At 73.3% G+C, this 26,163-nt stretch carries 24 protein-coding genes; 10 read left to right on the top strand and 14 right to left on the bottom strand.

The window, feature by feature from the left end:
• The first annotated feature begins 54 nt into the window (after nucleotides 1-54).
• Nucleotides 55-570: a GNAT family N-acetyltransferase gene (locus OIE75_RS10275; RefSeq protein ID WP_307011523.1), complete on the top strand. Its 516-nt coding sequence runs from the start codon at nucleotides 55-57 to the stop codon at nucleotides 568-570.
• Here OIE75_RS10275 and OIE75_RS10270 read toward each other — a convergent pair.
• The gene (locus tag OIE75_RS10270; RefSeq protein WP_329470429.1) at nucleotides 560-1,744 is read right to left on the bottom strand and encodes a MarP family serine protease; all 1,185 of its coding nucleotides are present in this window, start codon (nucleotides 1,742-1,744) and stop codon (nucleotides 560-562) included. The genes OIE75_RS10275 and OIE75_RS10270 overlap by 11 nt on opposite strands.
• 209 nt (nucleotides 1,745-1,953) lie before the next feature.
• Between OIE75_RS10270 and OIE75_RS10265 the strand changes: the two genes are divergently transcribed.
• Nucleotides 1,954-2,790, top strand: a complete 837-nt coding sequence (locus tag OIE75_RS10265) for a peptidoglycan recognition protein family protein (RefSeq protein ID WP_443078324.1) — start codon at nucleotides 1,954-1,956, stop codon at nucleotides 2,788-2,790.
• 35 nt (nucleotides 2,791-2,825) lie between these two features.
• Here OIE75_RS10265 and OIE75_RS10260 read toward each other — a convergent pair whose 3' ends face one another.
• From OIE75_RS10260 to OIE75_RS10230, 7 genes are all read right to left on the bottom strand, one after another.
• On the bottom strand, nucleotides 2,826-3,347 hold the full coding sequence (locus OIE75_RS10260) for a DUF4240 domain-containing protein (protein WP_307017859.1): 522 nt from the start codon (nucleotides 3,345-3,347) through the stop codon (nucleotides 2,826-2,828).
• A gap of 80 nt (nucleotides 3,348-3,427) precedes the next feature.
• Entirely contained in the window at nucleotides 3,428-4,429 is a 1,002-nt protein-coding gene (locus tag OIE75_RS10255) for a helix-turn-helix transcriptional regulator (protein ID WP_307011518.1), read from the bottom strand.
• 59 nt (nucleotides 4,430-4,488) lie between these two features.
• Entirely contained in the window at nucleotides 4,489-7,191 is a 2,703-nt protein-coding gene (gene aceE, locus OIE75_RS10250) for a pyruvate dehydrogenase (acetyl-transferring), homodimeric type (protein ID WP_329470426.1), read from the bottom strand.
• A gap of 415 nt (nucleotides 7,192-7,606) precedes the next feature.
• Nucleotides 7,607-8,230: a GntR family transcriptional regulator gene (locus tag OIE75_RS10245; RefSeq protein WP_307011515.1), complete on the bottom strand. Its 624-nt coding sequence runs from the start codon at nucleotides 8,228-8,230 to the stop codon at nucleotides 7,607-7,609.
• A 207-nt stretch (nucleotides 8,231-8,437) separates the two neighbouring features.
• A complete protein-coding gene (sucB, locus tag OIE75_RS10240; RefSeq protein WP_307011514.1) occupies nucleotides 8,438-10,213 on the bottom strand; it encodes a 2-oxoglutarate dehydrogenase, E2 component, dihydrolipoamide succinyltransferase in 1,776 nt (591 codons plus the stop codon).
• A gap of 63 nt (nucleotides 10,214-10,276) precedes the next feature.
• The gene (lpdA, locus tag OIE75_RS10235) at nucleotides 10,277-11,665 is read right to left on the bottom strand and encodes a dihydrolipoyl dehydrogenase (protein ID WP_185832718.1); all 1,389 of its coding nucleotides are present in this window, start codon (nucleotides 11,663-11,665) and stop codon (nucleotides 10,277-10,279) included.
• Between the two features lie 372 nt (nucleotides 11,666-12,037).
• Nucleotides 12,038-13,573: a leucyl aminopeptidase gene (locus tag OIE75_RS10230; RefSeq protein WP_329470425.1), complete on the bottom strand. Its 1,536-nt coding sequence runs from the start codon at nucleotides 13,571-13,573 to the stop codon at nucleotides 12,038-12,040.
• Between the two features lie 251 nt (nucleotides 13,574-13,824).
• On the opposite strand from OIE75_RS10230, the gene OIE75_RS10225 reads away from it, so the two are divergent.
• Entirely contained in the window at nucleotides 13,825-14,625 is an 801-nt protein-coding gene (locus OIE75_RS10225; RefSeq protein WP_307011510.1) for an endo alpha-1,4 polygalactosaminidase, read from the top strand.
• Between the two features lie 31 nt (nucleotides 14,626-14,656).
• Here the strand turns inward: OIE75_RS10225 and OIE75_RS10220 are convergent, their stop codons facing one another.
• Nucleotides 14,657-15,439: an adenosylcobinamide-GDP ribazoletransferase gene (locus tag OIE75_RS10220; protein ID WP_329470423.1), complete on the bottom strand. Its 783-nt coding sequence runs from the start codon at nucleotides 15,437-15,439 to the stop codon at nucleotides 14,657-14,659.
• A 63-nt stretch (nucleotides 15,440-15,502) separates the two neighbouring features.
• On the opposite strand from OIE75_RS10220, the gene OIE75_RS10215 reads away from it, so the two are divergent.
• Nucleotides 15,503-16,246 (top strand): hypothetical protein, encoded by a 744-nt coding sequence (locus OIE75_RS10215; protein ID WP_329470421.1) that lies wholly within the window; start codon nucleotides 15,503-15,505, stop codon nucleotides 16,244-16,246.
• Nucleotides 16,247-16,333: 87 nt separating this feature from the next.
• Here the strand turns inward: OIE75_RS10215 and cobT are convergent, their stop codons facing one another.
• Complete coding sequence (gene cobT / locus OIE75_RS10210; protein WP_307011504.1) at nucleotides 16,334-17,410, bottom strand: nicotinate-nucleotide--dimethylbenzimidazole phosphoribosyltransferase; 1,077 nt, start codon at nucleotides 17,408-17,410, stop codon at nucleotides 16,334-16,336.
• Nucleotides 17,411-17,553: 143 nt separating this feature from the next.
• Between cobT and OIE75_RS10205 the strand changes: the two genes are divergently transcribed.
• Nucleotides 17,554-18,273 (top strand): class I SAM-dependent methyltransferase, encoded by a 720-nt coding sequence (locus OIE75_RS10205; RefSeq protein ID WP_307011502.1) that lies wholly within the window; start codon nucleotides 17,554-17,556, stop codon nucleotides 18,271-18,273.
• On the opposite strand, the gene OIE75_RS10200 is transcribed toward OIE75_RS10205, so the two are convergent.
• Nucleotides 18,262-19,461: a bifunctional adenosylcobinamide kinase/adenosylcobinamide-phosphate guanylyltransferase gene (locus OIE75_RS10200; protein ID WP_307011500.1), complete on the bottom strand. Its 1,200-nt coding sequence runs from the start codon at nucleotides 19,459-19,461 to the stop codon at nucleotides 18,262-18,264. The genes OIE75_RS10205 and OIE75_RS10200 overlap by 12 nt on opposite strands.
• A gap of 162 nt (nucleotides 19,462-19,623) precedes the next feature.
• Here OIE75_RS10200 and OIE75_RS10195 point away from each other — a divergent pair, with 162 nt between their 5' ends.
• Entirely contained in the window at nucleotides 19,624-19,869 is a 246-nt protein-coding gene (locus OIE75_RS10195) for a hypothetical protein (RefSeq protein ID WP_234953855.1), read from the top strand.
• A 34-nt stretch (nucleotides 19,870-19,903) separates the two neighbouring features.
• Here the strand turns inward: OIE75_RS10195 and OIE75_RS10190 are convergent, their stop codons facing one another.
• From OIE75_RS10190 to OIE75_RS10180, 3 genes are all read right to left on the bottom strand, one after another.
• Nucleotides 19,904-20,980, bottom strand: coding sequence for a S1C family serine protease (locus tag OIE75_RS10190; protein ID WP_307011496.1), 1,077 nt, complete (start codon nucleotides 20,978-20,980; stop codon nucleotides 19,904-19,906).
• Nucleotides 20,981-21,276: 296 nt separating this feature from the next.
• Nucleotides 21,277-21,978 (bottom strand): class I SAM-dependent methyltransferase, encoded by a 702-nt coding sequence (locus OIE75_RS10185; protein ID WP_307017857.1) that lies wholly within the window; start codon nucleotides 21,976-21,978, stop codon nucleotides 21,277-21,279.
• Nucleotides 21,979-22,061: 83 nt separating this feature from the next.
• Nucleotides 22,062-22,733 carry a DUF3043 domain-containing protein gene (locus OIE75_RS10180; protein WP_307017854.1) on the bottom strand — a complete coding sequence of 224 codons (672 nt, stop codon included), beginning with the start codon at nucleotides 22,731-22,733 and terminating at the stop codon, nucleotides 22,062-22,064.
• Nucleotides 22,734-22,967: 234 nt separating this feature from the next.
• On the opposite strand from OIE75_RS10180, the gene OIE75_RS10175 reads away from it, so the two are divergent.
• From OIE75_RS10175 to OIE75_RS10160, 4 genes are all read left to right on the top strand, one after another.
• Nucleotides 22,968-23,759 (top strand): PspA/IM30 family protein, encoded by a 792-nt coding sequence (locus OIE75_RS10175; protein WP_307011495.1) that lies wholly within the window; start codon nucleotides 22,968-22,970, stop codon nucleotides 23,757-23,759.
• A gap of 23 nt (nucleotides 23,760-23,782) precedes the next feature.
• Complete coding sequence (pspAA, locus tag OIE75_RS10170; protein WP_122620510.1) at nucleotides 23,783-24,064, top strand: PspA-associated protein PspAA; 282 nt, start codon at nucleotides 23,783-23,785, stop codon at nucleotides 24,062-24,064.
• A 185-nt stretch (nucleotides 24,065-24,249) separates the two neighbouring features.
• Nucleotides 24,250-25,479, top strand: coding sequence for a sensor histidine kinase (locus tag OIE75_RS10165; RefSeq protein ID WP_329470419.1), 1,230 nt, complete (start codon nucleotides 24,250-24,252; stop codon nucleotides 25,477-25,479).
• Nucleotides 25,476-26,159, top strand: a complete 684-nt coding sequence (locus OIE75_RS10160; protein ID WP_329470418.1) for a response regulator transcription factor — start codon at nucleotides 25,476-25,478, stop codon at nucleotides 26,157-26,159. The genes OIE75_RS10165 and OIE75_RS10160 overlap by 4 nt, the downstream gene beginning before the upstream one ends.
• Nucleotides 26,160-26,163 lie beyond the last annotated feature (4 nt).

The raw sequence follows: 26,163 nt of genomic DNA, 5'->3' as shown, positions 1-26,163 counted from the left end.
GGACCGGAAAAATGGGCGGACCGGTGCCCGCGTCCGCGTCGTACAGTGACCGTCATGCCAGCTCCGCACATACGTCCCGCCAGGTCCGACGACGAGGAGCCGCTGCGCCGGCTCGACCGCGACACCTGGTCGCTCCTGCACGCCGTCTCACCCCCGCCGGGACCGGACGACCCCTTCTTCCGCCCGCACGCGGGCCCCGGCGACCACCTCGTCGCCGAAGTCGACGGCGCCGTCGTCGGCTACGTCCGCCTCGGCTTCCCCACGGGACTGGAAGCCAACTCCCACGTACGCCAGATCCGCGGCCTCGCCGTCGCCGACACGGCCCGCGGGAGCGGCGTCGGCCGCGCGCTGGTCCGCGCCGCCGTCGAGGAGGCCCGCCGCCTCGGCGCCCGCCGCATCACCCTGCGCGTCCTCGGCCACAACACGGCCGCCCGGAAGCTCTACGAGTCCGAGGGCTTCGTCGTCGAGGGGGTGCAGCCCGAGGAGTTCTACCTCGGCGGCGCCTACGTCGACGACGTGACGATGGGCCGCTTCCTGACCGAGCGGGAGCCGTCGCCGGTCACGACGTGACCGGTTCGCCCGTGTCCACCGCCTCCGTCGCGTCCGCGGCACGCTCCGCGTCGGCGGCCACCTCGGCCGCCGTCAGCACGTAGCCGGTCCCCGCGTCGGAGGTGGAGCGGGCGAACACCACGCCGTACACGCGGCCGTCGGTGGTCAGCAGCGGTCCGCCCGAGTTGCCGGGGCGGACCGTGGAGCGGATCGAGTAGATCTCCCGGGTGACGTTCGCGTCGCTGTAGATGTTCTGCCCGGTCGCCCGCATCCGGTTCGCCACCGTCGCCGCCCGCAGGTCCAGGTCGCCGTCCTGCGGATAGCCCGCCACCACCGCGGGGTCCCCGCGCTCCGCGTCGTCGTCGAACCGCAGGACGGGCGCGGACAGGTCCCGGACGTACAGCACGGCCACGTCCTTGCCCGGGTCGAACAGCACCACGCGGGCCTCGTACGACGGGCCCACCCCGCCGATCCGCACCGTCGGGTCGTCGATGCCGGCCACCACGTGGGCGTTGGTCATCACCCGCTCCGGCGCGAAGACGAAGCCGCTGCCCTCCCGGCCCTGGGTGCCCGTGACGCCCTCCACCTTCACCGTGCTGCGCTGGGCCGCCCGGGTCGCGGCCGGCGTCACGCTGTCCCCGGAGGGCTCGGCGACCCGCGCCGTCGCCTCGTTCTCGAACGGGTTGAAGACCTGCGGGAACCCGGCCTCGGTCAGCGCGGACGTCGCCCCCGAGAACCACGCGGGCGTGGTGTCCGGCATCGCCCGCTGTACGGCGCCCAGCAGCGTCGAGTCCCGGATCGCCGAGGTGAGCAGCGAGGACGAGGACGCCGCGAGCACGCTGGCCGCCACCCATGCCACGATCAGCGCCGCCACCGCGTTCGCCGCCGCTCCGCCGACCCCGTCGGCCACCCTGAGCGGGCCGGCGTCCAGCTCCCGGCGCAGCCGCAGCGCCAGCCGCCCCGCGAGCTCGTGGACCACGATCGCCGGCAGCAGCACGGTGACCACCGCGAGCACCGTCGTCGACGTCGAGCCCGGCGTCACGAGATCCGTGACCCAGGGCAGGATCCACACGCCGAGCGCCGCACCGCCCACGAAACCGGCCAGCGAGACACAGCCGGCCACCAGGCCGCGCCGGTACCCGGACGCGGCGTAGGCCAACACCACCAGCACCAGCAGAACGTCGAGCAGGTCCACGCGAGCCGCCTTTCCACCACCGGACCCCGGGAACCCTCAGTACGTGCCGTACGGCCCCGATGATCAGACTCTGCCGCGCGACCGACCGGAAACGGTCACCCGAGCGAGCATGTGCGATCAACCGGAAAACGTCGTGGACCGGGACGATGGTTCCACCAGGTGGCACAGCACACATCGCGGGCGGACCCGATCCGCCGGACAGTGGGACCATGCGTCCCCTCCGACCGCGCGGGGCCCGGGATCGGCGTGCCGTTCCCGCACCGGGTGCCGCCCGCGCCTCCACCCCCGGTGCGGCCGGGATGCCGCGTGCGCTGCGGGCGGTGCTCGGCGCGCTGCCCGGCCTGGCCGCCGTCGCCGCGCTGTTCCTCTGCGCCAACGGGGTCGAACAGGCGGCGACCACGCAGACCAGTCCCGTCGCCGCCGACCGGCACTCCGCGCCCCGGCCGGCCATCGTGCCCAGGTCGGCCTGGCTGGGCGGGGCCGCCCGCGACCAGCCCGCCCCGCGCTACGACGACAAGATCCTCGCCGTCTTCGTCCACCACACGGACACGCCGAACGGCTACGACTGCGCCGACGTACCGGCCATCCTGCGAGGCGTGTACATGGGCCAGACCGGCGCCCGGGACTGGGACGACATCGGCTACAACTTCATCGTCGACCGCTGTGGCACCGTCTACGAGGGCCGCGCCGGCGGTGCCGACCGCCCCGTCACCGGCGCCCACACCCAGGGCTTCAACCACCGCACCACCGGCATCGCCGCCCTCGGCACCTTCACCGCGGGCGTGCCCGTGCCGGACGCGCTGACCGACGCGATCGCCGCCGTGGCCGCCTGGAAGCTCGGTGAGACCGACACCGACCCGCGCGCGAAGGTCGCCCTGGTCTCCAGCAACGGGCTCAGCCGCTACGCCGCGGGCGCCACGGCGACCCTGCCCGCCGTCGCGGGCCACGACGACGGCTACCAGACCAGCTGCCCGGGCGCCGCCCTCTCGGACCGCCTCCCGGAAATCCGCCGGACGGCGGCCCGTCTCCAGGGCCGCACGGCCTGACTCGCGGCCTCACGGGCTCAGCGGACGCCGCGGGGTCACTCCGGGCCGAACCGCTCCCACAGGCGGGGCAGGCGTGCGGCGAGGGCCTGGTTGCTCTCCAGGTCGATCGCGGTGCCCAGGGGCTCCGCGGGGGCGGGGGCGATGCCGAGGTCGGGGGCGACGGTGCCGGTGAGCTGCTCGTAGGCCTCGTCGGCCGCGTAGCCCAGCTCCTCCCCGTCGCCGTCCAGCTCCTCGTCGAAGTCGTCCAGCAGCTCGGCGAGCGAGTCGGGTTCGTGCACCGCGCCCTCGTACACCTCCCGGCCCTGGCCGATCAGCCAGCAGCGGAAGAAGTCGAACGCGTCGTCGCTGGCACCGCCCAGCAGCACCCACGCCGCGCCCCACAGGTCCCAGGTGCAGGCGCGGTTGTAGCGGGCCTCGAAGTGGCGGGCGAAGTCGAGCACCAGGTCCGGGTCCATCGTGAGGAGCCGGTCCACCAGCAGGTCGGCCTGGTCCTCGGGATCGCCGTCGGCGCCCTGCCGGGCGGCGTCGATCAGCTCCCAGAACTCCGTCTCGTCCATCACGGGTCCAGCATCGTCCCTGCGGGGGTGCCACGCACGTGGAGTGCGGCGGATCGTTATGCGGGAATCGGCGGGAACCGTCAGGCGCCGTCCTGCCCCGCACCGGCGTACAGGCCGGCGAGCCGCCGGGCGTCCCGGGCGAACCGGTCCCGCAGCCCCTCCGGCGCCAGCACCTCCACCTCCGCACCCAGCCCCGTCAGCTGGGTGTGCGCGACCTCCTCCGACTCCACCGGCAGCGTCACCGTCACCCACCCGTCCGCGTCCGGCCCCTCGGCCGCCGCCAGCGCCTCCCGGGCCGACAGGGCGTCCACCGCGTACGGGAGTCCGCGCACGCCCCGCTCCGACAGCCGCACCACGACCCGCGCCCGCAGGATGGACCGCGCGAACTGCTCGGCCCGCTCCGCCCAGAACGCGGGCAGGTCGAAGTCGTCGTCCCGCGCGAAACGCTCCTCGCCCGGCTCCACCGCCGTGAACCGGTCGATCCGGTACACCCGGTACGGCCCGCCGTCCGCCTCCCGCGCGACCCGTGCGCACAGGTACCAGACGCCCGCCTTCAGCACGAGCCCGTACGGCTCCAGCTCCCGGACCACCTCGTCCTGCGCACGCCGGTAGCGCGCCGTGATCCGCCGGTCGTCCCAGACCGCGTCCGCGACCGCCGGCAGCAGCTCGGGCGTGCGGGGCTCCCGGAACCAGTTCGGCGCGTCCAGATGGAAGCGCTGCGCCGCGGTACGGGAGGCGTCCCGCAGCGACGGGAGCAGTGCCGCCGACACCTTCAGCCGGGCCGCCGAGGCCGCGTCCTCCAGGCCCATCTCGCGCAGCGCGCCCGGCACCCCGGACAGGAACAGCGCCTCGGCCTCGCCCCGGGCCAGCCCGGTCAGCCGCGTCCGGTAGCCGCCGATCAGCCGGTAGCCCCCGGCCCGCCCGCGTTCGGCGTACACCGGGACCCCGGCCTCCGACAGCGCCTGCGCGTCCCGCGTCACGGTCCGCTCGGAGACCTCCAGCTCCCGGGCCAGCTCGGCGGCGGTCATGGCCGGGCGGGACTGGAGGAGCAGCACCATCTTGATGAGGCGGGCAGCGCGCATCCCCACATCATGCAGGAGGCCCCCGCCGCGGCGGGGGCCTCCTCGGGTCATGCCCGGCCTTACAGGCCGTAGCGCTCGCGCGCCTCCTTCACGGCCGTCGCCTTGACCTCGCCGCGCCGGGCGAGCTGGGCCAGGGCCGCGACCACGATGGACTCGGCGTCGACACCGAAGTGCCGGCGGGCGGCGTCACGGGTGTCCGAGAGGCCGAAGCCGTCGGCACCGAGCGACGAGTAGTCCTGCTCGACCCACTGCGCGATCTGGTCCGGGACCTGGCGCATGTAGTCGGAGACCGCGAGGACCGGGCCCTCGGCGCCCTGGAGCGCCCGGCGGACGTACGGCACCCGCTCCTCGCCGCGCAGCAGCGCCGCGTCGGCGTCCATCGCGTCCCGGCGCAGCTCCGTCCAGGAGGTCGCGGACCACACGTCGGCGGCCACGCCCCACTCCTCGGCGAGCAGCCGCTGCGCCTTGAGCGCCCAGTGGATCGCCGTACCGGAGGACAGAAGCTGGAGCCGCGGGGCGTTCGCCGCCGGGGTCAGGCCCGCCGACTCCGCCGTGTTGAAGCGGTACAGGCCCTTGACGATGCCCTCGTCCACACCGGCGCCGGACGGCTTGGCCGGCTGCGGCATCGGCTCGTTGTAGACGGTCAGGTAGTAGAAGACGTTCGGGTCCTCGCCCGGGGCCGCCTCGCCGTACATCCGGCGCAGACCGTCCTTGACGATCGCCGCGACCTCGTACGCGAAGGCCGGGTCGTACGTCATCGCGGCCGGGTTGGTCGCCGCGATCGCCGGCGAGTGGCCGTCCGCGTGCTGGAGGCCCTCACCGGTCAGCGTGGTCCGGCCGGCCGTGGCGCCGACCAGGAAGCCGCGGCCGAGCTGGTCGCCGAGCTGCCACATCTGGTCGGCCGTGCGCTGCCAGCCGAACATCGAGTAGAAGATGTAGAACGGGATCATCGTCTCGCCGTGCGTCGCGTACGACGTCGACGCGGCGATGAAGTCGGCCATCGAACCGGCCTCGGTGATCCCCTCGTTGAGGATCTGGCCGTTCTTGGCCTCCTTGTAGTACATCAGCTGGTCGCGGTCGACCGGCTCGTACGTCTGGCCCTTGGGGGAGTAGATCCCGAGGGACGGGAAGAGGCTCTCCATGCCGAAGGTGCGCGCCTCGTCGGGGACGATCGGCACCCAGCGCTTGCCGGTCTCCTTGTCGCGGACCAGGTCCTTGACCAGGCGGACGAAGGCCATGGTGGTGGCCACGCTCTGCGAGCCGGAACCCTTGTCGAAGGAGGCGAACGCCTTCTCGGCGGGCGCGGGCAGCGGCGCGACCGGGTGCACGCGGCGGGCCGGGGCCGGACCGCCGAGGGCGGCGCGGCGCTCCTGGAGGTAGCGGACCTCGGGGGAGTCGGCGCCGGGGTGGCCGTAGGGGACCACGCCGTCGACGAAGTCGCTGTCCTTGATCGGCAGGCCGAGCAGGTCGCGCATGTCCTTGAACTCGTCCACCGAGAGCTTCTTCATCTGGTGGTTGGCGTTCTTGGAGGCGAAGCCGGTGCCGAGGGTGTGGCCCTTGACCGTCTGGGCCAGGATCACGGTCGGCGCGCCCTTGTGGGCGAGCGCGGCCCGGTAGGCGGCGTAGACCTTGCGGGACTCGTGGCCACCGCGCGAGTAGTGGAAACACTCGAGGATCTTGTCGTCGGACAGCAGCTTCGCCATCGCGGCGAGCTCCGGGTCCTTGCCGAAGAAGTCCTCGCGGATGTAGGCGGCGTCGCGCGTCTGGTACGTCTGCACCTGCGCGTCGGGTACCTCGCGCAGGCGGCGTACGAGCGCGCCGTTCGTGTCGAGCTGGAACAGCTCGTCCCACGCCGTGCCCCACAGGCTCTTGACGACGTTCCAGCCGGCGCCGCGGAACTGGGCCTCCAGCTCCTGCACGATCTTGAAGTTGGCGCGGACCGGACCGTCGAGGCGCTGCAGGTTGCAGTTGATGACGAAGGTCAGGTTGTCCAGGCCCTCGCGGGAGGCGAGGGTGAGCGCGGTGGTGGACTCCGGCTCGTCCATCTCGCCGTCGCCGAGGAACGCCCACACGTGGGAGTTGGTCAGGTCCTTGATGCCGCGGCTGGTCAGGTAGCGGTTGAACCGCGCCTGGTAGATCGCGGAGATCGGGCCGAGGCCCATGGAGACGGTGGGGAACTCCCACAGCCAGGGCAGGCGGCGCGGGTGCGGGTACGAAGGCAGTCCGTTGCCGCCGGCCTCGCGCCGGAAGTTGTCGAGGTGGTCCTCGGTCAGCCGGCCGTCGAGGAAGGCACGGGCGTAGATGCCGGGGGAGGCGTGGCCCTGGACGTAGAGCTGGTCGCCGGAGCCGTCACCCTCCTTGCCCTTGAAGAAGTGGTTGAAGCCGGTCTCGTACAGCCAGGCCGCGGAGGCGAAGGTGGCGATGTGGCCGCCGACGCCGTGCTTGCTGCCGCGGGTCACCATGGCGGCCGCGTTCCAGCGGTTCCAGGCGGTGATCCGCTGCTCCAGGTCCTCGTCGCCGTCCACAGCGGGCTCGTCGGCGGTCGGGATGGAGTTGACGTAGTCCGTCTCCAGCAGCTTCGGCAGCGCCAGGCCGGCGCCCTCGGCGCGCTCCAGCGTGCGGCGCATCAGGTACGCGGCACGGTGCGGCCCGGCCGCCTTGGTGACGGCGTCCAGGGAGGCCTGCCACTCGGCGGTCTCCTCGGGGTCGCGGTCCGGGAGCTGGTCGAGCTCGCTCGGCTGGATGGCTTTGGGGTCGGTCATGTCGCCGCCTTCCTCAGTCGAAGGGGGTTCCCTCATCGGCAAGGGTTCGGGGTGCCCTAGGTCTTTGGCAGGACAGGGCGTGGGGCTCGGGTGGAAGCCCGTCCGTGACTGTAACTCCCTGATCGATGATCGATCAAAGGGTTGAGGGGCAAAACCTCTTGATTACGAGAAAGTCGGCACGGGGTGCCTTCGGCGATGGCACGGAGTGACGGTGCCGTCGGGGGATTCGTGCAGGTGAGAGCGGGTGGGCGCGGATGAGCTCGGGGGGTGCGGCCGAGTGGCGGGTGCGGGGGCCGTCGTGGCTGATCGCGCAGTTCCCCGCGCCCCTTCAGGGGCGCGGGGAACTGCGCGAAACGGGGGGTCTGGGGGCGCAGCCCTCAGGGACGGGAAGGGTAGGGGCGGCGGGGGCGAGAGACTACGCCCGGGGAGCGCAGCCCAGGACGTGGGACTTGACGATCTCCGGGATGCGGGGGTCCCGGCGGCGGAAGGCCGCCACCAGCTCGTCGTGCTCCTCCGCGTACGACTGCTGCACCGTCCCCAGCCACCGTATCGACAGCGCCGTGAAGACCTCGATGCCCAGGCCCTCCCACGTGTGCAGCAGTACCGAGTTGCCCGCGGCGCGGACCAGCTCCCGGTGGAAGCCCACCGTGTGCCGCACCTGCGCGGTGCCGTCGGCGCCCCGGTCGGCCTCGTACAGTGCCGCCACGTGCGGCTCCAGGGCCGAACAGTCCACGGCCAGCCGCTCCGCCGCCAGCTCCGCCGCGATCGCCTCCAGGCCGGCCCGGACCGGGTAGCTCTCCTCCAGGTCGGCGGCGGTCAGGTTCCGCACCCGCACGCCCTTGTTCGGCGCCGACTCGATCAGCCGCAGCGACTCCAGCTCCCGCAGCGCCTCCCGCACCGGCGTCTGGCTGACCTCCAGCTCGGTGGCGATCCGGCGCTCCACGATCCGCTCGCCCGGCTGCCAGCGCCCGCTGATGATCCCTTCCAGGATGTGCTCGCGGATCTGTTCGCGCAGCGAGTGGACGACGGGCGCGGTCATGGGAGCTCCTTCGGGAGGGGCCCCTTCGGCCCCTGGGGCGTTTGACGTTTAGACAATACGGCCGTCGCGGCGGGCGGGAAGGGTGCACGGGGGCGCTTCGGCGCAGGTGAGACGAGACTTACACAGCGTTCCCAGCCCGGAACACGGCGATGCCCCCGCCCGGAGGGATTCCGGGCGGGGGCACCGTACAGGCCCACTGGCGAGGGATTACAGGCCGAGCTCGACCTCGAACTCGCCGGCCTCCAGGATCGCCTTGACCGCCGTCAGGTAGCGGGCGGCGTCGGCGCCGTCCACCAGGCGGTGGTCGTAGGACAGGGTCAGGTACGTCATGTCGCGGACGCCGATGACCGGGCCGTCCTCCGTCTCGATGACGGCCGGACGCTTGACCGTGGCACCGATGCCGAGGATGGCGACCTGGCCCGGCGGCACGATGATCGTGTCGAACAGCGCGCCGCGCGAACCGGTGTTGCTGATGGTGAAGGTCGCACCGGCCAGCTCGTCCGGGCTGATCTTGCTGGCCCGCACCTTGCCCGCCAGGTCGGCGGTCGCCTTGGCGATGCCGGCCAGGTTGAGGTCACCGGCGTTCTTGATGACCGGGGTCATCAGGCCCTTCTCGGAGTCCACCGCGATACCGATGTTCTCGGTGTCGAAGTAGGTGATGGTCCCCTCGGCCTCGTTGATCTTGGCGTTGATCGGTGCGTGCGCCTTCAGCGCCTGGGCGGCGGCCCGGACGAAGAACGGCATCGGCGAGAGCTTGACGCCCTCACGGGCCGCGAACGCGTCCTTGGCCCGGCCGCGCAGCTTCATCAGGCGGGTGACGTCGACCTCGACGACCGACGACAGCTGGGCCTGCTCGTGCAGAGCCTTGACCATGTTGTCGCCGATGACCTTGCGGATGCGGGGCATCTTGACGGTCTGGCCGCGCAGCGGGGAGGCCTCCAGGGTGGGGGCCTTCTTCGCGGCGGTGGCAGGACCTCCGGTCGCGGCGGCGGGCGCCGGAGCGGCGGCCTTCGCGGCCTCGGCGGCGGCGATGACGTCCTGCTTGCGGATGCGGCCGCCGACGCCGGTGCCCTTGACGGTGGACAGGTCGACGCCGTTCTCGGCGGCGAGCTTGCGCACCAGCGGGGTGACGTAGGCGCCGTCGTCCGCCGGCTGGGCGGCGGCCGGGGCGGCCTGCGCGGGAGCCGGAGCCGGGGCGGCCGGCTGCGGGGCGGGAGCCGGGGGCGCCTGCGGGGCCGGAGCGGCCGGAGCCGGGGCGGCCTGCGCGGGAGCCGGAGCCGGAGCCGGAGCCGGGGTGGGCTCGGGCTGGGCCGGGGCCTCCTGGGCCGGGGCCTCCTGGGCGGGGGCGGCGGCCGGAGCGGCACCCGCCTCGCCGATGACGGCGAGCTTGGCGCCGACCTCGGCGGTCTCGTCCTCGCCGACCACGATCTCCAGCAGGGTGCCGGACGCGGGGGCGGGGATCTCGGTGTCGACCTTGTCGGTGGACACCTCGAGCAGCGGCTCGTCGGCCTCGACGCTGTCACCGACCGACTTCAGCCAGCGGGTGACGGTGCCCTCGGTGACGGACTCGCCGAGCGCGGGCAGGACGACGTCCGTGCCCTCGGCGGAGCCGCCGCCGGACTGCTCGGCGCTCGGCGCGGGCGCCGGGGCGGCCTGCTCGGTGGACGGGGCGGCAGCGGCGGGCTCGGGGGCGGGCTCGGCGGCCTGCTCGGCCTGCGGGGCCTGCTCGGCGGCCGGGGCACCGGTGCCGTCGTCGATCAGCGCCAGCTCGGCGCCGACCTCGACGGTCTCGTCCTCGGCGACCTTGATGGAGGACAGCACGCCCGACGCGGGCGCCGGGATCTCGGTGTCGACCTTGTCGGTCGAGACCTCGAGCAACGGCTCGTCGGCCTCGACGCGCTCACCCTCGGCCTTCAGCCAACGGGTGACGGTGCCCTCGGTGACGCTCTCGCCGAGCGCCGGAAGGGTTACGGAAACCGCCATGGTTTCGGTTGCTCCTTACGAATTGCGGAAGTCTGTGTCGTCGCGCCCAATGACCGAGGGAGGTCAGTCGTGGGAGTGCAGCGGCTTGCCGGCCAGCGCCAGGTGCGCCTCGCCCATCGCCTCGTTCTGCGTCGGGTGGGCGTGGATGAGCTGGGCCACCTCGGCCGGCAGCGCCTCCCAGTTGTAGATCAGCTGGGCTTCGCCGACCTGCTCGCCCATGCGGTCGCCGACCATGTGGACGCCGACCACGGCACCGTCCTTGACCTGCACGAGCTTGATCTCGCCGGCGGTCTTGAGGATCTTGCTCTTGCCGTTGCCGGCCAGGTTGTACTTCAGGGCGACGACCTTGTCCGCGCCGTAGATCTCCTTGGCCTTGGCCTCGGTGATGCCCACGGAGGCGACCTCCGGGTGGCAGTACGTCACCCGCGGCACGCCGTCGTAGTCGACCGGGACGGTCTTCAGGCCGGCGAGCCGCTCCGCCACCAGGATGCCCTCGGCGAAGCCGACGTGCGCGAGCTGGAGGGTGGGGGCGAGGTCACCGACGGCGGAGACCGTCGGGACGTTGGTCCGCATGTACTCGTCGACGAGGACGAAACCGCGGTCCATGGCGACCCCGGCCTCCTCGTAGCCCAGGCCCTGGGAGACCGGGCCGCGGCCGATGGCGACGAGCAGAACCTCGGCCTCGAACTCCTTGCCGTCGGCGAGGGTGACCTTGACGCCGTCCTGGGTGTACTCGGCCTTCTCGAAGAAGGTGCCCAGGTTGAACTTGATGCCGCGCTTGCGGAAGGCGCGCTCCAGCAGCTTGGAGCTGTTCTCGTCCTCGACCGGGACGAGGTGCTTGAGGCCCTCGATGATCGTGACGTCGGCGCCGAAGGACTTCCACGCGGAGGCGAACTCGACGCCGATGACGCCGCCGCCGAGCACGATTGCGGACTTCGGCACGCGGTCGAGCTTGAGGGCGTGGTCGGACGAGATGATCCGCTCGCCGTCGATGTCCAGGCCGGGCAGCGACTTCGGCACGGAGCCGGTCGCCAGCAGCACGTGCCGGCCCTGGACCCGCTGACCGTTCACATCCACGGAGGTCGGCGAGGACAGCCGGCCCTCGCCCTCGATGTAGGTCACCTTGCGCGAGGCGATCAGACCCTGCAGGCCCTTGTAGAGGCCCGAGATCACGTCGTCCTTGTACTTGTGGACGGCCGCCATGTCGATGCCCTCGAAGGTGGCCTTCACACCGAACTGCTCGCTCTCGCGGGCCTGGTCGGCGATCTCGCCCGCGTGCAGCAGGGCCTTCGTAGGAATGCAGCCGTTGTGCAGGCAGGTACCGCCGACCTTGCCCTTCTCGATCAGGGCGACGTCCAGGCCCAGCTGCGCCCCGCGCAGGGCCGCGGCGTAACCACCGCTGCCACCGCCGAGGATCACTAGGTCGAAAACGGTGCTGGCGTCGTTCGCCACGTCACGTCCTCCATGCATGTGCGCCACGCCGGTCTCCAGTGACCGGTCGGCGGCTGGTGTCCGGCCGCTCATTGTTCTCGGCCCTTGGGTGGGCCCTGTCCTGCCGGGCTCCATCTTCGCACTTGTGAGAGGCGAACGAGACGTGGGGCCGGGGTGTGAGACGCCCCACGTTCCCTGTGGCCGCGGGAGGAGCGACGCCGCCAGGGGCGCGGGGCTGGGTCTGACAGCGGCTCCGCCGCGCGGGCGCGACGAGCCACGTTCACTTGCCGCCGACGGCACGACAGTGCCGCCAGGGGCGCGGGGAACTGCGCGACCAGCCACGACGGACCCGCGGTCGCAAGATCACCCGCACCCCCGAGCTCTCGAGCGCCCCTAGCCCAGGTCACCCGCAGCCGTCAGCTCGGCCACGCGGACCAGCGTCCGCACCGCCGTACCCGTGCCACCCTTCGGCGTGTACCCGAAGGGACCGCTCTCGTTGAACGCCGGGCCCGCGATGTCCAGGTGCGCCCAGGCGATGCCCTCGCCCACGAACTCGCGCAGGAAGAGGCCGGCCACCAGACCGCCGCCCATCCGCTCACCCATGTTCGCGATGTCAGCGGTCGCCGAGTCCATCCCCTTGCGCAGGTGCTCCGGCAGCGGCATCGGCCAGGCCGGCTCGCCGACCTCCTCCGCCGCCTCGTGCACCGCGGCGCGGAACGCGTCGTCGTTCGCCATGACCCCGTACGTCCGGCTGCCCAGCGCCAGCATCATCGCGCCGGTCAGCGTCGCCACGTCGATGATCGCGTCCGGCTTCTCCTGCGAGGCCGCCCACAGCGCGTCCGCGAGCACCAGCCGCCCCTCGGCGTCGGTGTTGAGCACCTCCACCGTCTTGCCGCTGTACATCCGCAGCACGTCACCCGGGCGCGTCGCCGAGCCCGAGGGCATGTTCTCGGCCAGCGCCAGCCAGCCGGTCACGTTGACCTCCAGGCCCAGACGCGCGGCGGCGACGACGGCGGCGAACACGGCGGCGGCACCGGCCATGTCGCACTTCATCGTCTCGTTGTGCCCGGCCGGCTTCAGCGAGATGCCGCCCGAGTCGTAGGTGATGCCCTTGCCGACGAACGCCAGGGACTTCGTCGCCTTGGACGACGTGTACGACAGCTTCACCAGCCGCGGACCCGCCGCGGACCCGGCACCGACGCCCAGGATGCCGCCGTAGCCGCCCTTGGCCAGCGCCTTCTCGTCGAGCACCTGCACCTTGATGCCGTGCTCCTTGGCCGCGGCCTGCGCGATCGCCGCGAACGCCTCCGGGTTCAGGTCGTTCGGCGGGGTGTTGACCAGGTCGCGGGCGCGGTTCAGCTCCTCGGCCACGGCCGCGGCACGCTCGATCGCGGCCTTGTACGCCTTGTCGCGGGGCTTGCCGCCGAGCAGCGTGGCCTCCGCCAGCGGGGCCTTGCCGTTCCTGGCCTTGGCGGCGCCCTTCTCCTTGTAGGCGTCGAAGGAGTACGCGCCGAGCAGCACTCCCTCACCGACGGCGCCGGCGTCGGCGGCCTCGGTGAGCGGGAGGGCGAAGGCGGCCTTCTTGGCGCCGGCCAGGGTGCGGGCGGCGACACCGGCCGCCTTGCGCAGCGCCTCGGCGTCGAAGGCGGCGTCCTTCTCGGGCCGGGCGCCGAGACCCACCGCCACCACGAGGGGTGCCTTGAAGCCGGACGGAGCGGGCAGCTTCGTCACCTCGCCCTCGGCGCCGGAGGCACCGAGGGTCTCCAGGACGCCGGCGAGCCGGCCGTCGTACGCCTTGTCCACGGCCTCGGCGCCGGGTGCGACGACCAGGCCCTGGGACTTGGCCGCCGTGTCCTTGGCGACACCGATCACGATCGCGTCGGCCCGGAGGCCGGGCGCCGCTGCGGTGCTGAGAGTGAGAGCAGTCACGGTGGTGAATTCTCGCTTCCGTATGAAGTCTGGTGTGGCCGAATGCGGGTGGGTCGACCGGGCCCGACATCCGACCCTGGATCCCTCCTGCGACGCGGTCCTCGCCCGGGCGGGCGAACACCCGGGACGAGCCTACGCTCGCGCCCGCGCGCGTCCGCTCCCGCGGGTCCGCGGTTTCCCGCCGGGTACCCGGGATGAGAGATCATTCCTGGGGTACGCCACCGCGCCACCCCACACCCTGGAGCACCCCCGTGAGACGCCCGGTCCTGTCGATAGCCCTCCTCCTGCTGCTCGCGGGCTGCACCTCGTCTCCCGTTGACGGCGGGGGCGGCGGGGACGGTGGGGACGCCGCGGACCACTGGCGGCCGCGGCCCGGCACCGCCTGGCAGTGGCAGCTCAGCGGGAAGCTCGACACCTCCGTGGACGTGCCGGTCTACGACATCGACGGCTTCGACCACACGAAGGCCACGGTCGCCGGTCTGCACGACGACGGCCGCAAGGTCATCTGCTACCTCTCCACCGGCGCCTGGGAGGACTTCCGGCCCGACGCGGCGAAGTTCCCCGAGTCCGTGCTGGGCAAGGGCAACGGGTGGGAGGGCGAGCGGTGGCTGGACATCCGCGCGACGGACGTCCTGGAGCCCCTGATGGCCGAACGCCTCGACATGTGCCGGGAGAAGGGCTTCGACGCCGTCGAGCCGGACAACATGGACGGCTACCGGAACGAGACCGGCTTCCCCCTCACCGCGGACGACCAGCTCCGCTACAACCGGCTGATCGCCGAACTCGCCCACGAACGCGGGATGGCCGTCGGGCTCAAGAACGACCTCGACCAGATCCCCGAACTGGTCGACGACTTCGACTTCGCGGTCAACGAGCAGTGCGCGCAGTACGGCGAGTGCGGTGACAACCAGCCGTTCATCGAGGCGGACAAGGCGGTCTTCCACGTCGAGTACGAGCTGCCCACCGAGCGGTTCTGCGCCGAGTCCCGGAAGATGCGGCTCAGTTCGATGCTGAAGAAGTACGAGCTGGGAGTGGAGCGCGAGGCCTGCTGAGGCCGGTGCCCGCTCGGCTCCTGCTCCCGGATCAGCCGAGGACCGAGACCACCAGTGCCGTGGTGGCCGCCGTCTCCGCGACGCCGCCGAAGACGTCGCCCGTGACGCCGCCGAAACGGCGGACGCAGTGCCGCAGGAGCAGTTCGGCCGCGGCCGCGGCGCACAGTACGGCGAGGGCCGTGCGTACGACGTCGTTCGGCCCCAGGAGCGCGCCCGCGCCCGCGGCCGCCAGGGTGACGGCGGCGGCCGCACCCAGCGCCGCGGCGGTCGGGACCACCCCCGCGACCGCGGCGCCCAGTCCCTCCGGGCGGGCGGCGGGCACGCCCGCGCGGGCGGCCAGCGTGAGCGCCAGCCGGGCGGCGGTCGCCGAGACCACGGCGGCGAGCGCGCCCCGGGCCCAGGAGCCGTCGTAGGCCTGCGCCAGCGCGGCGACCTGGGCGAGGAGCGTGAACAGCAGGGCGAGTACGCCGAACGGCCCGATGTCCGACTGCTTCATGATCCGCAGGGCGTCCTCGGCGGGCTTGCCGCTGCCCAGTCCGTCCGCGGTGTCGGCCAGGCCGTCCAGGTGCAGTCCCCGCGTGAGGACGGCGGGAACGGCGGCGGTGGCCACGGCGGCGAGGAGGCTGCCGGCGCCCAGGAACAGCAGCAGGAGCCCGGTCCCGGCGGCCGCGGCACCGACGGCCAGCCCGGCCAGTGGCGCGCACAGCATGCCGGCGCGTGCCGCCTCCCTGTCCCAGCGGGTCACCTTGACCGGGAACACGGTGAGGGTGCCGAAGGCGAAGCGGAGGCCGTCGGGGGAGGGGGTCCTGGACACCGGCGCAGAGTACCCGGAGGCGGTTGGCAGGGCGTTGACGAGGGGCGGGGATAAAGTGCGCATATGGGAGATTGGTGGCAGCGGAACATCGTGGAGCCCGGAAAGCTGCCACTGCTGCTCGCCCTGGGGTCCTTCGTGCTGACGTTCGTGATCACCCGGGTCGTCACGCGTCTGATCCGGGCGGGGAAGGGGCCGTTCGGGAATGTCCAGGCCGGCGGGGTGCACATCCACCACGTGGTGCCCGGGGTCCTGCTGACCGTCCTCGGGGGGTTCGGGGCGGTGGCGGGGGGACGGCACGGGTTCGGGTCCGCCGTCGCGGCCGTGGTCTTCGGCCTCGGGGCGGGGCTGGTCCTGGACGAGTTCGCGCTGATCCTGCACCTCGACGACGTGTACTGGACCGAGGCGGGGCGCCAGAGCGTGGAGGTCGTGGTGGTCACGGCGGCTCTGGTGGGGCTGGTCCTCGCCGGGTTCACGCCGTTCGGGGTCGACGGGGTGGACCAGGACGAGTTGCAGGACCGGGCGAGCGTCATCACGACCGTCGCGGGGAACTTCCTGTTCTCGCTGCTCGCCCTGGCCAAGGGGAAGGCGCGGCTCGCGATCTTCGGTGTGATCGTGCCTTTGATCGCGCTGATCGGCGCGGTCCGGCTGGCCCGGCCCGGCTCGCTCTGGGCCCGCCGCTTCTACGCCGGCCGCCCCCGCGCCCGCGCTCGCGCCCGCTTGCGGGCCTACCACCACGACCGCCGCTGGTCCGGCCCACGCCGCGCCCTCCAGGACTGGATCGGGGGCCGCCCGGACCCTGAGCGCTGACGCCCGCGGCGCCTGTGCGGACCGACCCGGCAGCGTCCACCCCCGGCCCGCACCCACCCCAGGCCCCGCACCCGCGCCCGGTGCGGACTACTCGGCGGCGGTGACGGCCTTGTCGGCGGACGACTTCTCCGGCAGCTCCGCGGCCAGTGCCGCCGCGGCCTGGACCAGGGGCAGGGCCAGCAGACCCCCCGTGCCCTCACCCACCGTCACACCCTGGGACAGCAGCGGCTCCAGGGCCATCCGGTCCAGCGCCTTCGCCTGGCCCGGCTCGCCGCTGTCGTGCGACGCCAGCCACCAGTCCGGCGCCCGGAAGGCGACCCGCTGTCCGACCAGCGCGCAGGCGGCCGACACGACGCCGTCCAGGATCACCGGCATCTTCCGCACCGCGGCCTGGAGCAGGAAGCCCGTCATGGCGGTGAGGTCCGCGCCGCCCACGGTGGCGAGAAGCTGCAACTGGTCGCCGAGTACCGGCCGGGCGCGGCGCAACGCGTCCCGGATCGCCGCGCACTTCCGCATCCAGGCCAGGTCGTCGATGGGCAGCCCGCCCCGCCCGGTGACGACCGACGCGTCGGTCCCGCACAGCGCCGCGACCAGCACGCCCGCCGCCGTCGTCCCGCCCACGCTCACATCGCCGAGCACCACCAGGTCCGTGCCCGAGTCGGCCTCCTCGTCGGCCACCGCCATCCCGGCCCGGAAGGCGGCCTCCGCCTCCTCCGGGGTCAGCGCGTCCTCGATGTCGATGCGCCCCGCGCCGCGCCGCACCCGGTGGCCGGAGACCTCGGCCGGCAGCGTCTCGGGGTCGCAGTCCAGCGACATGTCGACGACGCGGACCGGCACACCGAGGCGCCGGGCGAGCACCGACACCGGCCGGCCGCCCTCCAGCACCTCGCGCACCAACTCGCCCGCACCGCCCGCGGGCCGCGCGGAGACACCCAGTTCGGCGATCCGGTGGTCGCCGGCGAAGAGCACGGCCCGGGGCCGTTCGACGGGCCGCACCGGCACGGCGGACTGCGCCGCGGCCAGCCACTCGCCCAGTTCGTCCAGGCGGCCCAGCGCTCCGGGCGGCACGACCTGACGCTCCCGGCGCGCCTCCGCGTCGCGACGTACGCCGCCGTCCGGGCGCTCGATCAGGTCGGTGAAGTCGTCGAGATTCAGCGAGCTCATTCGCCGAACAGTACCGGCCCCGGTCGAACACCGAGGAGGGCCCGTGGGCAGCGCGCCCGGGCGGCGTCGTTGCACCCCGGAACGCGATCACCTACGTAACGTTTTGCCTGGATTGTCGTTCGTACTCGTCTCGGGAGCCGCCCATGTCCGCACCCCCCGCCCCCTCGGTGCCTCCCGTCCCCCGCTACGGGCCCTACCGCGCGGACTGCCCCTGGTGCGGCTCGCGTCGGCTGCGGGCACGGCCGCGACGCGAGGAGCCGCGGCAGGGCGAACCCGGCCGGTCCGTTCTCGAGAGGTGCGCGGACTGCCGGCTCGGGTTCAGGAACCCGCCGGTCCCGGCGGAGACCGGGCACCCTGCGCTCCGGGCCGGGGTCCGGCTGAGACACGCGCTCGCCGCCCGCGCGATGCTCCGCCACTGCCCCGAGCCCGAGAGCTGGCTGGACGTCGGCACCGGCGACGCCGACTTCCCGCACGCCGCCCGCGCGCACTTCCCGTACACCTCGTTCGACGGCCTGGACGCCACCCACCGCGTGCTGCGGGCCCGTGCGGTGGAGCGGGTCGAGGAGGCGTTCGTGGGGCGGCTGACTGACCCGCACATCGCGTCCCGGCTGCGCGCCCGCTACGACGTCGTGAGTCTCTTCCAGTACCTGGAGAGCGTGCCCGACCCACGGGCCGAACTGCGGGCGGCGGTGCGGGTGCTGCGGCCCGGTGGTCATCTGCTCGTCGGGGTGGCGGACCCGCGCCGGATCCTTCCCGCGCATCCCGTCGGCCTGGCCGCCGAGTTGGTGGCCCAGGGCTGCACCGTGCTCGGCGGCGCCCGGGGGCACCGGGTCGTCGCGCGCCGGGACGGGTCAGCCGCGTAGCACCAGGGCCTGGCCCGCCACCACCAGCAGCACCTGCTCGCACTCGTTCGCGAACGCCGCGTTCAGCCGCCCGAGTTCGTCCCGGTAGCGGCGGCCGGACGCGGTGGCCGGGACGATGCCCGAGCCCACCTCGTTCGACACCGCGACGACCGTACGCCGGGTGGCGCGGACCGCCTCCGTCAGCTCCCGTACCCGGTCCCCGAGGGCCCGTTCACCCCCGCCGGACCACTCCGCGTCGTCCCACGCGCCCACCGCGTCCATCGCGTCCGTCAGCCACAGCGACAGGCAGTCGATCAGGAGGGGCGGGCCGTCGTCCTTCAGCAGCGGCACCAGGTCGCAGGTCTCGGCGGTGCGCCACGAACCCGGGCGCCGTTCCCGGTGGGCGCAGACCCGGGACGCCCACTCGGTGTCGCCGCCCCGGGAGCCGCCGGTGGCCACGTAGAGCACGTCCGGGAAGGACTCCAGGCGGCGTTCGGCCTCCACCGACTTGCCCGACCGGGCGCCGCCCAGCACGAGGGTGCGCCGGGGTACGTCGGGTACGTCCTCGTAGGCGCCCACCGTCAGGGTCGTGCCGTCGGGCACGGCCCTCGCCCCGGCCGCCGCGAGCCGCCGCGCCAGTTCCGGGCCGGGCGGCACGTCGTGGTCCAGGTGGACGGCGACGACGTCCGTCGTCGGGCCCGCCGCGCCGACCGCCCGCAGCTTCGCCAGCGCGTCCGGCCGCCCCACCACGTCCGCGACGATCAGGTCGTACGGCTCCGCCGGCTCCTCCAGACCGGCCGGGGCGCCGCCCGGCGGCACGTAGAGGAGCCGCCGGCCGTCCGGCCCCGTCACGGCGTAACCCGTGCCCGGCGCGTCCAGTGCCACCGCCCGCACCCGGTGCCCGGTCAGCACCGCCAGCTCCCGCCCGTCCGGCACCCGCCCCGGCTGCGGCAGCCCGGCCGGCACCTCCACCGCGGGCCCGTCGTGCGGATGGGAGAGCAGCACCTGCCGTACGCCGGTCAGGGAGCGCCCGGCGCGGGCCGCGGCGAACGCGGCGCCCGGCGTCAGGTCGAGCAGCAGCGCACCGTCGACCAGCAACGCGGTCGCCGCGCGCGCCTGCTCGCCCTGCGCCGCGGCACAGGCCGCGCAGGGACAGTCGGGGCGGGGGAGTCCCGCGGGGGCACCGGTGCCGAGCAGAGTCACGTCCACGCACCCGATTTTCGCCGGTCGCCCGGCGACGTGCGCGCCCGAGGCCCCCAAGGAGCACGCACCGCCTTGTACGGCGCACCCCGCTCAGCGCATAGGCTGCGGTCGGAGGCCGGACCAAGATCCGGCATCCGCTCTGCATGTGCTCACATCTTGGAGGCGTACATGGCGGCATGGACGTGGCGGTTCGAGACGGCCGGCGGGACGGAGGTCCAGCCCGCGGTGGAGCCCGAGGAGTTCACCACGCAAGGGGACGCCGAGTCCTGGATCGGGGAGTACTGGCAGCAGCTCAAGGAGGGCGGCGCGGACCAGGTGCGGCTCTTCGAGGACGCCACCGAGATCTACGGCCCGATGAGCCTGCACGCCGAGGGTGCCGAGAGCGCCGAGGCGTCCGAGGCCTCGGAGGCGTAGGCACGGGGAGCGGGCGGGGGCGGTCGCGTCCCCGTCACTGCTCGCCCAGCGTCACCTCGGCGGTGCGCTCGTCGCCGTCCCGGGTGTAGGTCACCTTCGTCCGGTCGCCCGGCGCCATCGAGGCCAGGGCCTCGGCCAGGGAGGTGATGGTGGTGATGCCGGTGTCCCCGACCCTGACGATGACGTCGCCGGGACGCATTCCCGCGTCGTCCGCGGCCCCGCCGTCGCTCACTTCGACGACGGCCACGCCCGCGGGACGGTAGTCGTCGTCGACGACCGTACGGGCGGTGATGCCCAGCGCCGCCCGGCCCGAGTCGGTGACCCGGCCGTCCTCGACGATCTGGTCGGCGACCGTCCGCACCATCGACGCCGGGATCGCGAAGCCGATGCCCGGTGCCGCGCTGTCGCCCATGCCCGGGTCGGTCGCCGCCAGCGTCGGGATGCCGATGACCTGGCCGTCCAGGTTCACCAGGGCGCCCCCGCTGTTGCCGGGGTTGATGGCCGCGGACGTCTGCACCATGTTGGCGATGGTCGCGCCCGTGCCGCCCCCGCTGCTGCCCTCCGTGACGGTCCGCCCGGTCGCCGACACGATGCCCTGCGTCACGCTGGAGGACAGGCCGAGCGGCGAACCCATCGCCAGCACGATCTGCCCGACGGCGACCTTCGCGGAGTCACCGAAACGGGCGGTCTTCAGCCCGTCCGGCAGCCGGTCCAGCTTGATGACCGCCAGGTCCTGCTCCGGGTACGAGGAGACGAGCCGCGCGGCCAGGGCGCCCTCGCTGCGGGCCGTCGTCACCCGGAAGGACTCGCGGTCCCCGACGACGTGCGCGTTGGTGACGACGTGCCCCTTGCCGTCGTACACGACCCCCGACCCCAGCGAGTCGCCCGCCTGGATCTGCACGACCGACGGCAGTACGTCCTTGATCACCCGCTCGTAGTCGGCCTGGAGGTCGTTGGCCGCGTGCGGCGCGGCGGCCTGCGCCGTGTCGCCCTCCCGTGCGCCGCCGGAGCCCCGGCCGGATCCGGAACAGCCGGTCACCAGCAGCAGGGCGCAGGCCCACGCGGCGACGGGACCGAGCCGACGTGGCACACGGGTACGGGAAGCGTCCATGCCCCGAGTCTCACCGCGCACCCCGGCGGCGGCTTCCGGTGAACACCCGAACGGGCGCCGGACAGGCCCCAGGCCGTGTCCGCAAAGTCCTTCCCCCAGCCTCCGGCCGGGAGGTGCCCCCAGTCCCGCGACGCCCGGCACGCACTCTCGCCGCACCGGGCGAAGCCCCGAGTACGCCCAGTACGAGGGGCTGCGCCCGGCATTCCCCCAGCCTCCGGCCGGGGGGACCCCCAGAGCACGCACCGGACGCCGCGGGGCCCGCCCTCCGGGCGGACGGCAGGACTTTGCGGACAGGCCTAGCCGCGCACTCCGCACAGATGCAGCAGCGCCGCTGTCCCGCGGTACGGGTCCGTCCGGCCGGCCCGCTCCTCGGCGGCCAGCAGGGGTTCGAGGTCGGCCGGGGGAGCGGTCTCGTCGGTCGCCGTGTCCGTGAAGACCCGGACGCCGTACCAGACGTGCAGCGGGGCGCCGATGCTCGCGAGCTTCGCCGTCAGTGTCGCCAGCCGGTCCGCGCGCACATCGAGGCCGAGGCGGTTCCGGTACTGCGTGGTGTCGAAGGCGGTCAGCGCGCCGGCCCAGTCGCCGTGCAGTCCAGGGCGCATGGCGAGCGCGTCGCCGTTGCGCACCAGGAGCGACAGCAGGCCGCCCGGGGCGAGCATCCGGGCCAGCCCCGCGAGCAGTGGATCGGGTTCCTCGACGTACATGAGTACGCCGTGGCAGAGCACCACGTCGAAGCTGCCGGGCAGGAAGTGCACGCCGGTGTCCCGGCCGTCGCCCTCGACGATCCGCATCCGCTCCCTGATGCCCTCCGGCTGCCCGGCCAGCGCGTCCCGCGCCGCGGCGATCATCGTGGCGTCCCGCTCCACGCCGGTCACCTGGTGCCCGGCCCGTGCCAGCCGCAGCGCCTGGGTGCCCTGGCCCATGCCGACGTCGAGCACCCGCAGGCGCCTGCCCACGGCGAAACGGCCGGCTATCTGCTCGTCCAGCTGTCGCGCCACCATCTCCTGCCGTACGACGTCGCGCAGACCCGGCAGTTTCGCTGTCCAGCTCTGGGCCGCGTCACCGGCGAAAGGCGTCGTGCTCAGGGCCGCTCTCCGCGCTTGACCTGGGGCTTGGGCAGCCGCAGGCGACGCATCTGGAGCGACCGCATCAGGGCGTAGGCGACGGCGCCGCGGCGGCGCTCGTCGGGGAACCGCTCGGCGAGGCGCTTCTTCAGCCGGACGCCGGTGACGATCGAGTCCAGCACGATCAGCACGATCACGACCAGCCACAGCAGCAGCGCGACGTTCTGCAGCGAGGCGACGCGGACCATGCTCAGCACGAGAATGATCACGGCCATCGGCAGGAAGTACTCCGCGATGTTGAACCGCGAGTCGACGAAGTCGCGCGCGAACCTGCGGACCGGGCCCTTGTCGCGGGCCGGCAGGTACCGCTCGTCGCCCTTCGCCAGCGCCTCGCGCTGGCGTGCCATCGCGGTCCGCCGATCCTCGCGCTGCCGCTTGGCGGCGTCCTTGCGCGTCAACGGCGTATTGGCGACGCTGCGGCGCTGGGACTGGGCCACGCTGCGCTTGGGCGTGGGCCTGCCCTTGGGGGCCTGCGGGTCACGGGGCTGAGTGGAGTCGGTCACCGGCGCGCTGGCGCTCTGGGCCTTCTCATCCTTGGCACGGCTACGGAACACAAAACCCAAGGGTACGGGGTGCGGGGGTGTGGACCCCAGTCCGGTGGGGAACGATCCGGCAACGCCGGTCGTCAGTAGGGGGACAGAGGGGACTTTGCGTACGCCCCCGGACACCGGTCATTCCGGACAACCCCGGGGAGCACCTACTCCTTGCGCCGGATCGGGAGCGTACGCAGTCGTCCTTGGGGATGAGCGCATCCGTCCCCGAACAGTGCGGTAATGGATGCAGGGCCCGTACTGTGGGTTCTGTTGCAGTCGCTGGAGCCGGAGTCGGCCAGAAGGGGGCGCGCGAAGCCCATGAGCGGTGTCATGAAGCGTATGGGGATGATCTTCCGCGCGAAGGCCAACAAGGCCCTGGACCGGGCCGAGGACCCGCGCGAGACCCTCGATTACTCGTACCAGAAGCAGCTGGAGCTGCTGCAGAAGGTGCGCCGCGGGGTCGCCGACGTGGCGACCAGCCGCAAGCGCCTGGAGCTGCAGCTCAACCAGCTCCAGTCCCAGTCGGGCAAGCTGGAGGACCAGGGCCGCAAGGCGCTGGCGCTGGGCCGTGAGGACCTCGCCCGCGAGGCGCTCTCCCGCCGGGCCGCCCTCCAGCAGCAGGTCACCGACCTGGAGACGCAGCACGCCACCCTCCAGGGCGAGGAGGAGAAGCTCACTCTGGCGGCCCAGCGGCTCCAGGCCAAGGTGGACGCCTTCCGCACGAAGAAGGAGACCATCAAGGCCACCTACACGGCGGCCCAGGCGCAGACCCGTATCGGCGAGGCGTTCTCCGGCATCTCCGAGGAGATGGGCGACGTCGGCCTGGCCATCCAGCGGGCGGAGGACAAGACCGCCCAGCTCCAGGCCCGGGCCGGCGCCATCGACGAGCTGCTCGCCTCCGGTGCCCTCGACGACCAGTCCGGCATGCACAAGGACGACATCCAGGCCGAGCTGGACCGGCTCTCCGGTGGTACGGATGTAGAGCTGGAGCTCCAGCGCATGAAGGCCGAGCTGGCCGGTGGCAGCACCGCCGACCGGCAGGCCATCGAGGGCGGCGAGGGTCAGGACAGGACGCAGTCCCAGCAGCAGCCGCAGGACACCCCGCGCTTCGACAAGCAGTAGCCCACGCGCCTAGGAGGGCCGACATGATCGTACGGATCATGGGGGAGGGACAGCTGACGCTGGCCGACGACCGGCTCGCGGAGCTGGACAAGCTGGACGACGAACTCCTGGCCGAGATGGAGAACGGCGACGGCCCCGGCTTCCGCGCCACCCTCCAGGCCCTCCTCGCCAAGGTCCGCGACCTCGGCGAGCCCCTCCCCGAGGACTCCCTGGAGCCGTCGGACCTCATCCTCCCCTCCCCGGACGCCACCCTGGAGGAGGTCCAGGAACTGCTGAGCGACGACGGCCTCATTCCGGGCGGTTGAACTGGTGGCTTCGCCTTCCGGCCCGCCCGGATCTTGCGGCCCGTCCGGAGTTTGAGGACGAGGCCGTTCAGGCCGAAGCGGGGGTCTGGGGGCGCAGCCCCCAGCAGACGCCCACTGCACGCGGGCCCAGTCCTGAACGCGGGCCCAGTCAAGAGCCACGCCCACTCCAGCTACCGTAAACAGCCGTGAGCACCCTCGCCCGCGCCCGCTGCACCCTCGGCGCCCACCCCTCCGCACTGGACACCGCCCTCGCCGCGGCGGTCCTGGTGTGCATGGTCGCGGGCTCCTTCGCCGACCCGCACGGACCCGAGGGCGTCACCTGGAGCCTGCGCACGCCCGCCGTGCTCAGCCTGGTCCTGATGGCCGTAGGCGCCGCCGCCCTCGCCTTCCGCCGCCGCGCCCCGCTCGTGGTCCTCGGCGTGACCGGCTCGGTCTCCGTCGTCGAGAGCATCACCGGCGACCCCCGCGCACCCGTGGTGATGTCCGCCGTCATCGCCCTGTACACCGTCGCCGCCTCCACCGACCGCCCCACCACCTGGCGGGTCGGCCTGCTCACCATGACGGTGCTGACCGGCGCCGCCATGCTGTTCGGGCCGCTGCCCTGGTACGCGCAGGAGAACCTCGCCGTCTTCGCCTGGACCGGCATCGGTGCCAGCGCCGGGGACGCCGTCCGCAGCCGCCGCGCCTTCGTGCAGGCCATCCGGGACCGGGCCGAGAAGGCCGAGCGCACCCGCGAGGAGGAGGCCCGCCGCCGGGTCGCCGAGGAACGGCTGCGGATCGCCCGCGACCTGCACGACGTGGTCGCCCACCACATCGCCCTGGTCAACGTCCAGGCCGGGGTGGCCTCGCACGTCATGGACAAGCGGCCCGACCAGGCCAAGGAGGCCCTCGCCCACGTACGGGACGCCAGCCGCAGCGCGCTGGATGAACTGCGGGCCACCGTGGGGCTGCTCCGCCAGTCGGGCGACCCGGAGGCGCCGACCGAGCCCGCTCCCGGCCTCGACCGGCTGGACGAACTCGTCGGGACCTTCCACCACTCCGGGCTGCCCGTCGAGGTGGCCCGCGCCGACCAGGGCACCGAACTGCCCGCCGCCGTCGACCTGGCCGCCTACCGGATCATCCAGGAGGCGCTGACCAACGTCCGCAAGCACGCGGGACAGCGGGCGAAGGCCGAGGTCAGCGTCGTACGGGTGGGGCCGAACATCGAGGTGACCGTCCTCGACGACGGAACCGGCGACGGCGCCGGGGACGGCTCGGCCCCGGACAGCGGCGGCCACGGGCTGCTCGGGATGCGCGAGCGCGTCGCCGCCGTGCGCGGCACCCTCACCACCGGTCCCCGCTACGGAGGCGGCTTCCGGGTCCATGCGATCCTTCCGGTCAGAAGCCGCACCGATGCCGCGGAGGACCCCGTATGACGATCCGTGTCCTGCTCGCCGACGACCAGGCGTTGCTGCGCAGCGCCTTCCGGGTGCTGGTCGACTCCGAGCCCGACATGGAGGTGGTGGGGGAGGCGTCCGACGGCGCGGAGGCGGCCCGGCTGGCCGCCGAGCGGCGGGCCGACGTGGTGCTGATGGACATCCGCATGCCCGGCACGGACGGCCTCGCGGCCACCCGCCTGATCAGCGCCGACCCCGCCCTCGCCTACGTCCGGGTCGTCATACTGACCACCTTCGAGGTCGACGACTACGTGGTGCAGTCGCTGCGCGCGGGCGCCTCGGGCTTCCTCGGCAAGGGCTCCGAACCGGACGAGCTGCTCAGCGCGATCCGCGTCGCGGCCGGCGGGGAGGCCCTGCTGTCGCCGACCGCCACCAAGGGTCTGATCGCCCGCTTCCTCGCCCAGGACGGCACGGCCGGGGAGGACGGCGACCCCGCCCGCGCCGAGCGGCTGGAGACGCTGACCGGACGGGAGCGCGAGGTCCTGGTCCAGGTCGCCGGCGGGCACTCCAACGACGAGATCGCCGAGCGCCTCGAGGTCAGCCCGCTCACCGTGAAGACGCACGTGAACCGGGCCATGGCCAAGCTGGGCGCCCGCGACCGCGCCCAGCTGGTCGTGATCGCGTACGAATCCGGGCTGGTACGTCCAAGGGTGGAGTGAGCTC

Origin of the sequence: Streptomyces sp. NBC_01723 (assembly GCF_036246005.1) — a bacterium.
Lineage (GTDB): Bacteria > Actinomycetota > Actinomycetes > Streptomycetales > Streptomycetaceae > Streptomyces.
The sequence above is the reverse complement of the archived record's forward strand: the minus strand, read 5'-3'. Positions and strand labels throughout refer to the sequence as shown.

Excerpts from the sequence above, each read along its gene's own strand:
- OIE75_RS10260 (WP_307017859.1), bottom strand. The coding sequence starts at position 3,347 with ATGGACGAGACGGAGTTCTGGGAGCTGATCGACGCCGCCCGGCAGGGC.
- OIE75_RS10265 (WP_443078324.1), top strand. The coding sequence starts at position 1,954 with ATGCGTCCCCTCCGACCGCGCGGGGCCCGGGATCGGCGTGCCGTTCCC.
- sucB (WP_307011514.1), bottom strand. The coding sequence starts at position 10,213 with ATGGCGGTTTCCGTAACCCTTCCGGCGCTCGGCGAGAGCGTCACCGAG.
- cobT (WP_307011504.1), bottom strand. The coding sequence starts at position 17,410 with ATGAGCTCGCTGAATCTCGACGACTTCACCGACCTGATCGAGCGCCCG.
- OIE75_RS10255 (WP_307011518.1), bottom strand. The coding sequence starts at position 4,429 with ATGCGCGCTGCCCGCCTCATCAAGATGGTGCTGCTCCTCCAGTCCCGC.
- OIE75_RS10190 (WP_307011496.1), bottom strand. The coding sequence starts at position 20,980 with ATGGACGCTTCCCGTACCCGTGTGCCACGTCGGCTCGGTCCCGTCGCC.
- OIE75_RS10175 (WP_307011495.1), top strand. The coding sequence starts at position 22,968 with ATGAAGCGTATGGGGATGATCTTCCGCGCGAAGGCCAACAAGGCCCTG.
- OIE75_RS10245 (WP_307011515.1), bottom strand. The coding sequence starts at position 8,230 with ATGACCGCGCCCGTCGTCCACTCGCTGCGCGAACAGATCCGCGAGCAC.
- OIE75_RS10215 (WP_329470421.1), top strand. The coding sequence starts at position 15,503 with ATGGGAGATTGGTGGCAGCGGAACATCGTGGAGCCCGGAAAGCTGCCA.
- OIE75_RS10205 (WP_307011502.1), top strand. The coding sequence starts at position 17,554 with ATGTCCGCACCCCCCGCCCCCTCGGTGCCTCCCGTCCCCCGCTACGGG.
- pspAA (WP_122620510.1), top strand. The coding sequence starts at position 23,783 with ATGATCGTACGGATCATGGGGGAGGGACAGCTGACGCTGGCCGACGAC.
- OIE75_RS10275 (WP_307011523.1), top strand. The coding sequence starts at position 55 with ATGCCAGCTCCGCACATACGTCCCGCCAGGTCCGACGACGAGGAGCCG.
- OIE75_RS10160 (WP_329470418.1), top strand. The coding sequence starts at position 25,476 with ATGACGATCCGTGTCCTGCTCGCCGACGACCAGGCGTTGCTGCGCAGC.
- OIE75_RS10195 (WP_234953855.1), top strand. The coding sequence starts at position 19,624 with ATGGCGGCATGGACGTGGCGGTTCGAGACGGCCGGCGGGACGGAGGTC.
- aceE (WP_329470426.1), bottom strand. The coding sequence starts at position 7,191 with ATGACCGACCCCAAAGCCATCCAGCCGAGCGAGCTCGACCAGCTCCCG.